At 53.3% G+C, this 9,755-nt stretch carries 8 protein-coding genes and 1 pseudogene; 3 read left to right on the top strand and 6 right to left on the bottom strand.

Translation table 11 applies throughout. From position 1 onward, the window contains the following. From H8Q75_RS00840 to H8Q75_RS00860, 5 genes and pseudogenes are all read right to left on the bottom strand, one after another. A pseudogene (locus tag H8Q75_RS00840) lies at nucleotides 1-414 on the bottom strand (hypothetical protein); the annotation flags it as partial. Further along, nucleotides 414-1,067, bottom strand: coding sequence for an FHA domain-containing protein (locus H8Q75_RS00845; RefSeq protein ID WP_297039634.1), 654 nt, complete (start codon nucleotides 1,065-1,067; stop codon nucleotides 414-416). The pseudogene H8Q75_RS00840 and the gene H8Q75_RS00845, both read right to left, overlap by 1 nt. A 435-nt stretch (nucleotides 1,068-1,502) precedes the next feature. After that, nucleotides 1,503-3,830, bottom strand: coding sequence for an NAD-binding protein (locus H8Q75_RS00850; RefSeq protein WP_297039637.1), 2,328 nt, complete (start codon nucleotides 3,828-3,830; stop codon nucleotides 1,503-1,505). Between the two features lie 6 nt (nucleotides 3,831-3,836). Beyond that, nucleotides 3,837-4,853: a cobalamin biosynthesis protein CobW gene (cobW, locus tag H8Q75_RS00855; protein WP_024124644.1), complete on the bottom strand. Its 1,017-nt coding sequence runs from the start codon at nucleotides 4,851-4,853 to the stop codon at nucleotides 3,837-3,839. After that, nucleotides 4,853-6,316: an FAD-linked oxidase C-terminal domain-containing protein gene (locus H8Q75_RS00860; protein ID WP_297039640.1), complete on the bottom strand. Its 1,464-nt coding sequence runs from the start codon at nucleotides 6,314-6,316 to the stop codon at nucleotides 4,853-4,855. The genes cobW and H8Q75_RS00860 overlap by 1 nt, the downstream gene beginning before the upstream one ends. 221 nt (nucleotides 6,317-6,537) lie before the next feature. Here H8Q75_RS00860 and H8Q75_RS00865 point away from each other — a divergent pair, with 221 nt between their 5' ends. The 3 genes from H8Q75_RS00865 (at nucleotide 6,538) to H8Q75_RS00875 (ending at nucleotide 8,737) form a co-directional block, all read left to right on the top strand. After that, nucleotides 6,538-7,236 (top strand): MBL fold metallo-hydrolase, encoded by a 699-nt coding sequence (locus H8Q75_RS00865; protein ID WP_024124642.1) that lies wholly within the window; start codon nucleotides 6,538-6,540, stop codon nucleotides 7,234-7,236. A 67-nt stretch (nucleotides 7,237-7,303) separates the two neighbouring features. Further along, the gene (locus H8Q75_RS00870) at nucleotides 7,304-7,837 is read left to right on the top strand and encodes a rhodanese-like domain-containing protein (RefSeq protein WP_024124641.1); all 534 of its coding nucleotides are present in this window, start codon (nucleotides 7,304-7,306) and stop codon (nucleotides 7,835-7,837) included. Between the two features lie 12 nt (nucleotides 7,838-7,849). Next, nucleotides 7,850-8,737, top strand: coding sequence for a sulfite exporter TauE/SafE family protein (locus tag H8Q75_RS00875; protein ID WP_024124640.1), 888 nt, complete (start codon nucleotides 7,850-7,852; stop codon nucleotides 8,735-8,737). Here the strand turns inward: H8Q75_RS00875 and rbfA are convergent. Beyond that, nucleotides 8,734-9,114: a 30S ribosome-binding factor RbfA gene (gene rbfA / locus H8Q75_RS00880; protein WP_024124639.1), complete on the bottom strand. Its 381-nt coding sequence runs from the start codon at nucleotides 9,112-9,114 to the stop codon at nucleotides 8,734-8,736. The two genes, H8Q75_RS00875 and rbfA, sit on opposite strands and share 4 nt — an antisense overlap. Nucleotides 9,115-9,755 lie beyond the last annotated feature (641 nt).

Here is a 9,755-nt window from a genome sequence, read left to right on the forward strand (position 1 = left end):
ACACCGTGGGATGCTCACCCGCTGTTGCTGAGCCAATCCCTCAAGAATCTCTTGAACCGATGCTGGCCAAGGGGGCATCACCGCTAAAGCTGCTTGGGCAACGCCCACATCTAGCTCTAGGCCAATGATCGTGACCTGACAGGTGGGATTGTGCTGCCAAATGACCTCTAAGGCAGCGGCAGTGTTGTAGCCCAAACCATAGCAGATGTCCAAAAGCCGCAGATGAGAGGCTTGGGCTTTGCGGGGCAGAGCGGTGGCGATCGCAAACTTTTCAAAGGCTTCTTGACGCGCTCCCCTAAGGCTATGGAATGTTTCGCCAAACTCCGAAGAAAAAAATGTAAAAGAGCCGTCGGCGGTGGGTTGCGGTTGCCAGGTTGAGTTCAAAGCAGGAGCTAAGTTTTTGGAAGAGGCCATCACTGCGTTTGCGTAGGGGGCTGCGGTTGGGGGGCAGGGGGTCGGTTCATGATCACAACGCCAATTCCCGCGATCGCAAGCACAATGACCATCCCGGCAACAATAGGCAGCAAAGGGGAAGCGGATTTGGGTGTCGGAGCCGACGCTGGGGGAGCATTGGATGGCGGTGGGGGGGGAGTGGCATTAAATTTCGTTTCTTCTTCTGATTGTTTATCCTCTGCACCTTCCTCTGCTTGGGTAATCGTTGCGGTCATGGGCACTGCCTTAATACTGTGATAGTTGACGCTCTTCAAATATTTGACAAACTCCGCATCCCCCATCGACACGGTGGCGTAGTGCGCCTTGACGGATCCACCAAAGTTAATTTCATCTCCATCTTTTAGCTCATGGCTTTGCACTCGCTGGCCATTCACGAGGAGACCGTTGGCACTGGGCTTACCCTCAGCATTACCATCCACCACGCGATAGCGATAGCCATTTGGTGAGGGAATCCGCAGCAGCAAGGCGTGTTGCCGTGAGACACCGTGACCATGGATGACAATCGCATTGGTGACATCGCGGCCAATGGAGTAGGTTGCTGCATCCAAAGGGATTGTGCGCTTACCTGTTTCATCCTCGATGTTGAGTAGATGGTGCTCATGGTTACCGCTCATGGGAACAGCCTAGATTGATGGATGATAACTAGTCACTATCTTAGCCTGAGGACTAGAATTCCCAAAGATATCAAAAAAGCTAGGGGCGACGACCATCCCCGGGCCGCAATCCCATCCCCTCTCAATAAGAGGGTCAGAAACTAGGGCGTAAAGGCGGAGCACAAAACCCCAACCACCGTAGTTTGGTGATCACTTTTGAACTCAGGAGGAACAAAGAAGGCTTCCTTAACAAAAGGGACACATTAGCCCTGCCCCCTGCCAGCAGTTGCGGTAAGAAATTAATAGATTTTTGTAAATGTTTTTACCTTGATTTAGGCAGAACATTTATGGACCTAAATAATGAGACCGGCACTCTATGTCACAATACCAAAATTAATTCATTTGATCTTTCAATCTCTTCGCTAATGCAGAGCTATAGATGAGGCCGATTTCTACCTACCCCTTTTCTCGATCTGCCAAGGGAAAGAGGCGCACGGGGGCTAGGGCCTGTAGTTGTTGACCGAGGCGAAAGGCTTGGGGTTCGTAGAGTTCAAGGGTGATTGCAGCAGGCAGTTGCTGGATAAAGGTGCGCGATCGCAGTAGGGGCAGACCCGTGATCTTGGTGATCAGATTCCCAATTTCTAGGGCCGCTTCCGCGATGCGAGGATGACCGACCCAAAGCCGCCAGAGCCGTCGGGGCGCCATTTTGCCCTGTTCAATGCGCCGTAGGCCATCAATCGTCGCTAAAACAGTCAGGCGATCGCCCGCCGTAAGTTGCAGCGTGTCACTGGGCAAAAACTGATGACTGGTTTCACCGCCCAGAAACTGCTGATGGCGATTGTAAAAAATGGGAATGACTGCATAACCATAGGCCACCTCCCCAATCAACTTGCCCTCAAGGGTATCTCCAGCGGCAACGGTGTAGTCGGCAATCAGTACCGTCTGCTGATCAATTTGAAACAAACCCAACATCGTTTCCCCAAAGGCAGCACCAGCAAAGGCTTCGGCAGCAAGGGCATAGGCACAAAGAGGACGGGCACGGGGTAGGAGATCTTGCAGATCGTTGGTGAGGGTGGGATTGTGAATACCAATGACCAACCCAATGGGGGACTCGCGCTGTTCCGTGGCTTGGCGGGCAATTAGGGCTGCCTCTAGGTTCAACATTTCATCGGCGGTGGTGAGAACCACACTTTTGGCGGTTTCCAGATGGGCTTGGGGGAGCTTTTCTGGAATGTTGCCAAGGAGCATTGGCAGGTCTTCAAAAAGCTGGGTCTGCTCTGGGTTGTCCACCAGTAGGACCAGGGGCTGACGGAAGGCGCGTAGAAGCTGCACGACCTGCTGACCAATGCGATCTAGCCCAACCACAATGATGTGATCCGCTGCAGGCAGGGGAGGACGTTTCTTAAGAAAGTCAAACCGCGCTTGCAGCAGTTTTTCTGCCAAAAGTCCCAAGATGCCGACAATAAAGAGGAGACTCACGATCGCCACCAAAATACAGACCACCAACAGCCAAGGAGGAACCGGATCGTTGTCTAGCCCACCAAAGACATCACCAAAGCCCCCCAGCAAGAGAATAAACCCGGCAGCAAAGGCCTTTTGCCACGTTAGCTTGGGGACGTTGTAGCGCAGCAGGATAGCAGTCAACAGCCACAGACTACTGCCAATCCAAAGGCCATTGAAGATCAATTCGCGGGAGCGATCGCGATGGATCCACTGCCAAAATCGTTGTACCTGCTCAGGAAATTGCCGTACCCACTGAAGTAGTTGCTGAAGCGAATGCGGCTCTGACATCGGCGATGGGGTCACCCTCTGTACCCGTTCAATCCAAATGGGGCGATCGCCCGCCTGAAAGCACAAATCCGGCGGCCAATGGTTAAAGAGACGGTGGGGGCGAGTCGGCTGGAAAATCGAGGACTGGGAATGGCAGGTGCGGATACTAATCAGGCGTTGATGACGGCGCTGCCAGTGGTGGACAGGCGTGCCCACTAGGGGACTATCGGCGGTAATGGTGTGTTGCAAGACCCGAAACTGTTGCCCCTCAATCGTAAACACAGCAAGGATATTCTCCTCAAGCGCTGCAAGGGCAAAGGCCGGTGCCGGCAGTTCGGTGGGATTGAGCGCCAAAAAGTTCCCCAACTTTTTCTTGAGAAGTGCGTTGAGATTATCACGACTAGAGCGCACCACAAGGTGGACATTTGGATTTAAGCGCCGAGCCACAATCGCCGTGGCAATATTGGTAGCCTCATCACTCGTCACCGCCAGTAGTGTGCGGCAGCGATCAATACGAGCGGTTTTAAGAATCGCCTCTTGCCGACAATCACCAATGATCACAGGCTCACTGAGCAACTCTGTCAACTGGGGAATTTCCCACTCAATGTTGGCGTGGCGGTCAATGGCGCAAATTTCGAGAGCCAAATGCTCACCGGCAAACCGGTGCAAGCTTTGAATACAAAACTGACCTAAACTGCCCAAGCCACAGATGATAAAGCGATCGCTGGCAACAGTTTCACCTATCTGAGTTGACTGCGGTATGGCTGAGGCAACAGACCACGATTTCCACCAATAGGGAAAAGGCTGATGGGGTTCTGCCACAAAGAGCAGGAAATTGCCCCGCTGCCACTGCTGCCAGAAGGTCTTACCCCAAGTGGCTAGGCGATTGAGATCAAGGTTGGTGGATTCAATCCAGATGCTGAAGTAGCGATCGCCGACATCAATGAACCAGGTTCCACTGCTACCCAAGAGTTGGCGCAGTTGGCCGTCAATGACATCCTTGAGGCTAGCCATATTCTCCTAGGCAAAGTAGGATAGCAACGTCTTTTGATCCAACTGACGACCGATCACCACAAGGCGGGTTTGACGTGACTCTGCCGCTTGCCACAGGCGATCGTAAAACACGTCTAACCGCTGACCGACCCCCTGTACCACCAGACGCATCGGCTTGCCCTCAATGGCTGCAAAGCCCTTGACGCGATAAATGTCGGGTACTTGCAGCAATCGCTCCAGGGATTCACGTAGGCGTTGCAGATCCCAAGCCCCCAACTCTAAACAAACCGCTTGAATCTCTGCGTCGTGATCATGCTCCTCCTCAACGTCATGGTGGCTAGGTCGCTGGCCCAAGTTCTCCTCCACCGCTGCATTAAATCCCAGCAAAAGATCTGCGGGCACCTGTCCTTGCTGAGCTGCCAGAAGCTTAATCCGGGGCGGGAGTTGCTGGCGGAGTTCCCTCAGGCATTGCTGTACCTGATCGAGGGTCAGTTGATCTGCCTTGTTGAGGATAACCAAGTCAGCACAGGCCAGTTGATCGTTAAAGAGTTCCTCAAGGGGCGTATCTTCATGCTGCAAACTGGGATCCGCATCTTTCTGGGCAAAGAGCGCCTCTAAATCTGCACTCACTTGGCCCGCTGCCAAAGCAACACCATCCACAACGGTTACGACGCCATCAACGGTGGCGGCATGGCGCACCTCCGGCCACCGGAAGGCCATGACTAAGGGCTTGGGCAATGCTAGTCCCGACGTTTCAATGACAATGTGATCAATCTCCTGCCGCCGCGCCAAGAGGGTCTGCATCGTTGGCAAGAATTCCTCCTGCACCGTACAACACAGACAGCCATTGGTGAGTTCCCAGATGCCCGCTGTGCGATCGCAACAGGCCTGTAACAACTCGCCATCAATACCGACATCGCCAAACTCATTCACAATCACGGCAATGCGCCTGCCCGCTGCATTCTGAAGTAACTGCCGAATGAGAGTCGTCTTACCACTGCCGAGAAAACCGGTGATAATCGTAACTGGAATTTTTGTACGCATTAAAATGCCTCAATGTTGGGAAAGTCTTGAAGTTGATGAGCGGCTTCACCACAGGTTCGCGGTGTCGGAAAGACCTTTTCGGGGTTGGCCAGACGTTTTGGATCAAAGGCGGCACGCACCTGCTGCATCGTGTCTAGGTCTGCTGGGCTAAACATTTCGCTCATAAAGCAGGCTTTATCACTGCCAATGCCGTGTTCTCCAGAGATACTGCCCCCCAAGCGTACACAGAGTTTGAGAATTTCGCCCCCCAAGGCCTCCACTTCCGCAAGGGCGCCGGGGACCGCTTGATCATAGAGAATCAAGGGATGCAGATTACCATCCCCCGCGTGGAAAACATTGGCAATGCGATAACCACTGCGGCGGCTGAGCTGTTCAATTTCCCTCAGGACAGTGGCCAGTTGACTGCGGGGAATGACCCCATCTTGGACAAAATAGTTGGGACTCAGGCGACCCGCAGCGGCAAAGGCAGCTTTGCGACCCTTCCAAAGGCGGAGGCGATCTTCGGCCTCGGTGGCAACCGTCACATGGCGTGCCCCCTGTTCATAGCAAATGCGCATCACGCGCTCCTGCAAAATGGGCACTTCGACGTCTAGGCCATCCACTTCCACTAGCAGCACAGCGCCAGCATCACGGGGGTAGCAATTGGTGGCCACCACATCTTCAACGGCGTTGATACTGAGGTTGTCCATAATTTCCATGCCCGCAGGAATGATCCCCGCTCGGATAATGGCAGAAACGGTTTCCCCTGCTGCTTCAATTGTGGTGAAGTCTGCTAGTAGCACAGCGATCGCCTCCGCCTGTTTGAGAATCCGCAGCCGAATTTCCGTGGCAATACCGAGAGTGCCTTCAGAGCCAACGAAAACCCCCATGAGATCGTAGCCGGGCATTTCGGGGGCAGCCCCACCCAATTCGACAATTTTCCCATTCGGCAAAACCACTGTGAGGCCTAGGACGTGGTTTGTGGTCACACCATACTTTAGGCAGTGAACGCCCCCAGAGTTTTCGGCCACGTTGCCACCAATGGAGCAAATAATTTGACTGGAGGGATCGGGGGCGTAGTAAAAGCCCTGATCGGCAACGGCTTGGGTCACCCATGCATTAATAACCCCCGGCTGCACCACCACCTGCTGATTGGTCAGATCAATCTCTAAAATCTGGTTCATGCGAGAAGTGACGATGAGAATCCCCTCACTGTGGGGCAAAGCACCTCCGGAGAGCCCCGTCCCTGAGCCACGGGCAACAAAGGGAATCCGATAGCGATCGCACACTTTGAGGATGGCGGAGACTTGGGGAGTGGTTTCTGGTAACACCACTAACTTTGGCCGCTGCCGATACATGGAGAGGCCATCGCATTCATACACAAGGGCTGCGGCTGCGTCATTGATGATGCTGCCCTTGCCGACAATGGCTGTTAGCTCCTCCGTTACCCGCTGCCAAGGCGTCATTTGCTGTAGTGTGGACATCCCCAGTGCTCTGAAACCACTTTCTTTTATCCTAAGATGGGTTCCCCTTGAAAAAATGGGGACGGGGGGGATTTGACATTTGTTTACTCAATGGTTATAAAATTATGTTTAGATCAACTAGACTGAAGTAGTTACCGTTTTAAGTCTAGTCTTTAATCTTTAAGTCTAGTTTTTAGGCTAAACGAGTCCCCTCACGCTTTACCCCAATAAAGGAGTCCGCTATGCTGTTTCGCCAACTCTTTGACTATGACACTTGGACCTATTCTTACCTAATTGCCGATGAAGCCACGGGTGAGGCCGCTTTGGTCGATAGCGTCCTTGAGCAGGTGGATCGCGATGTGCAGTTAATTGAGCAATTGGGATTGAAACTGCGCTATTGCCTCGAAACCCATGTCCACGCCGACCACATTACCGGAGCGGGCAAAGTCCGCGAACGCACGGGCTGCAAAACCCTGGTACCTGAAAATGCCCATGTGGATTGTGCCGATGGCTATATTAAAGACGGTGAAGTGATTCACGTCGGTAGCATCCCGATTCAGGCGATCGCCACCTTGGGGCATACCGATAGCCACATGGCCTTTTTGGTGAATGGCACCCACCTGCTGACGGGGGATTCTCTCTTTATCCGTGGCTGTGGGCGCACTGACTTCCAAAGTGGTGATGCGGGTGCGATGTATGATGCGGTAACACAGCGGCTCTTTACACTCCCAGACACTACCTTGGTCTATCCCGGCCATGACTATCGCGGTCACACTGTTTCCACCATTGGTGAGGAAAAACGTTTTAATCCTCGCTTTGTCGGTCGCGATCGCCAGCAGTTCATTGAATTCATGGCCAATCTGAACCTGCCCGATCCCAAGAAAATCATGGAAGCGGTGCCCGCTAACCAACAGTGTGGCATGGTTGCCGCTGCCGTTTAGCTCTTTGATTCCTGATCGCTCCCGTCTTGTTAGCTAACCCTAAGTAACTACTTGAGAACCAACGACGATGACTACAACAACGACTGAGTCTCCTCTCATTTCCGCGGCTGAACTCCACGAGGCCCTGCAACGACAACAGGTACTGCTGATTGATGTGCGTGAGCCAAGCGAATACAACAGTGCCCATATTCCGGGGGCGCTGCTCTGTCCCTTGGCGAATGTCAAGGAACTTGAACCCCCCTGTAGCTCTAACACTCCTGTGGTGCTCTACTGTGAATCGGGCCGGCGCTCGGGCATGGCCTACGAAACCCTTGCCCGTCGAGGCTGGAAAAACCTGAAAAACCTTGAAGGGGGCATTCAACGCTGGAAACAGGGGGGCTATCCGGTCAAGGGTGCGGCTAGTGCCCCCATTAGCCTGATGCGGCAGGTGCAAATTGTGGCTGGCAGCCTGATTCTCACCGGCGTGATCTTAGGCTTTACCGTCAATCCGGCATTCTTCTTCCTGTCGGGCTTTGTCGGTGCTGGTTTGCTCTTTGCCGGTATCACCGGTATTTGTGCCCTAGGGCGGGTATTGGTACTGCTGCCCTTCAATCGTCCCTAGGTGAAATAGCACATGCTGAGCTACTGGATAGGGCATGGTCTAGCGATCGCCATCGGCTTGAGTCTGGGTCTATTGGGGGGCGGCGGTTCTGTCCTTGCCCTGCCAGTACTGGTCTATGTCATGGGCATTGAAACCAAAGTCGCGATTCCGATGACGCTTGTGATTGTCGGCAGCGTCAGCTTATTGGCGGTGATCCCCCAGTGGCGGCGCGGCTACGTCAACCTGCGTCTAACTCTGATTTTTGGCTCGGCAACCATGGTGGGTGCTTACCTGGGAGCACGCCTGGCAGCCTTGCCCTGGATTACCGATACGGTGCAACTCCTACTCTTTGCCGTTGCCATGATGGTAGCGGCTATTTTAATGATTCGGCGGCAACAGCGTCCCCCTGCCCCTGAACTAACCCCGCCGGAAAGTTCCCTTGAAAGCCAGCTTTATGCCCCCCCAGTATGTAAGTACTGTTGGCTGTGGCTACCCACTGAAGGCCTAGGTGTGGGTGTTCTAACGGGGTTGGTGGGGGTTGGTGGGGGGTTTGCCATTGTGCCCGCCCTTGTTTTATTGGGAAAAATTCCAATGCGGCAGGCAATCGGGACCTCACTGCTGATTATTACTATTAATTCGGTGGCGGCGGTTTGGGGCTACCTGGGCACTGTTACCTTGGATCCGCGCTTGACCCTGACACTAACCTTGGCAGCCGCTGGTGGTTCTGTTGTCGGGAGTTATCTCAGCCATCGCATTTCTGCCAAGCGACTTCAGCAGGGCTTTGGTTACTTCTTAATTGGCATTGCGGCCTTCGTGATCCTGAAAACCCTACTGGCACCGCCCCAGCGCAGCAAAAGCTCCTCCCTGCTGCCGAGGCACTATCTTACTGCATCCGTTCCCACAAGACCAGGCCGCACTTAAGACGCTGGGGCTTCTGAGGTACTCTGCTGTTGCCCAATTTGATTGAGCAGCGAAAGAACGCGACTGCCCCGTTCGAGCGATCGATCCTCAATAAACACAACCTCAGGTGTCCGCCGCAGGCGAATGCGCTGCCCCAATTCCCGCCGCACAAAGCCCGAAGCCGCTTTCAATCCCGCCATCGTTGAGCGCCGTACCTCATCAGTGCTGTAGATACTGACGAAAATCTTGGCGTGCTGCAAATCACCGGAAACTTCCACAGCGGTGACACTGACCATGCCTGCTCCCACGCGCTCATCGCGGATTTCATACATTAACAACTGGCTGACTTCCCGCTTGATTAATTCTGCTACCCGTGCCACCCGTCGTTCAGTCGCCATGGCGGGCCTCCTTTTCTCATGTTGGCAAAGACTATCCTGCACCTCTCCTAATCTTATCAGGATAGCTATTCCTCTGTTTCTGGTTTGGGGGCGATCGCTCAAGACCTCTGGAGCAGTAACCGCTGCCAGCAGGGTTACAATACTTAATATTTCCTGCTGGTGTTCTGTTTAGGTTGAAGCCTCAATTTTCTGCTGTCTTGCTAATCTTGCTAATTTGGGACCCTTGCTCAAAAATGAGAAACCTGAGAAGCTAGGCAACAATCACCTTGATATTTTGTAAGAATTCCGCTATCACGTTAATATAGCTCTCCCACAGCAAATGCTGATGGGGTGCTTAACCTACCCTTGGTGGGCGCCAACAGCAACTAGGTAAAACTACCTACTAGCTCAAGCCTTAGCGAGGGATGGGTTTCTTATTTATGAAGCCAAATTAACAGGATGCTGGAGCGATCGCTCTTAAGTTTTTAAGGAGCTGATAACGCCCTACCAGCAACTGTAAGGTTCTAAATCTGGCATCTATATCTGCAAGAGGATTTAATTCCATGACGATCGCGATTGGACGAGCGCCAGCAGAACGGGGATGGTTTGACATCCTCGACGACTGGCTCAAACGGGACAGATTTGTCTTTGTCGGCTGGTCA

This window comes from Thermosynechococcus sp. OHK43 (assembly GCF_014466085.1).
Lineage (GTDB): Bacteria > Cyanobacteriota > Cyanobacteriia > Thermosynechococcales > Thermosynechococcaceae > Thermosynechococcus.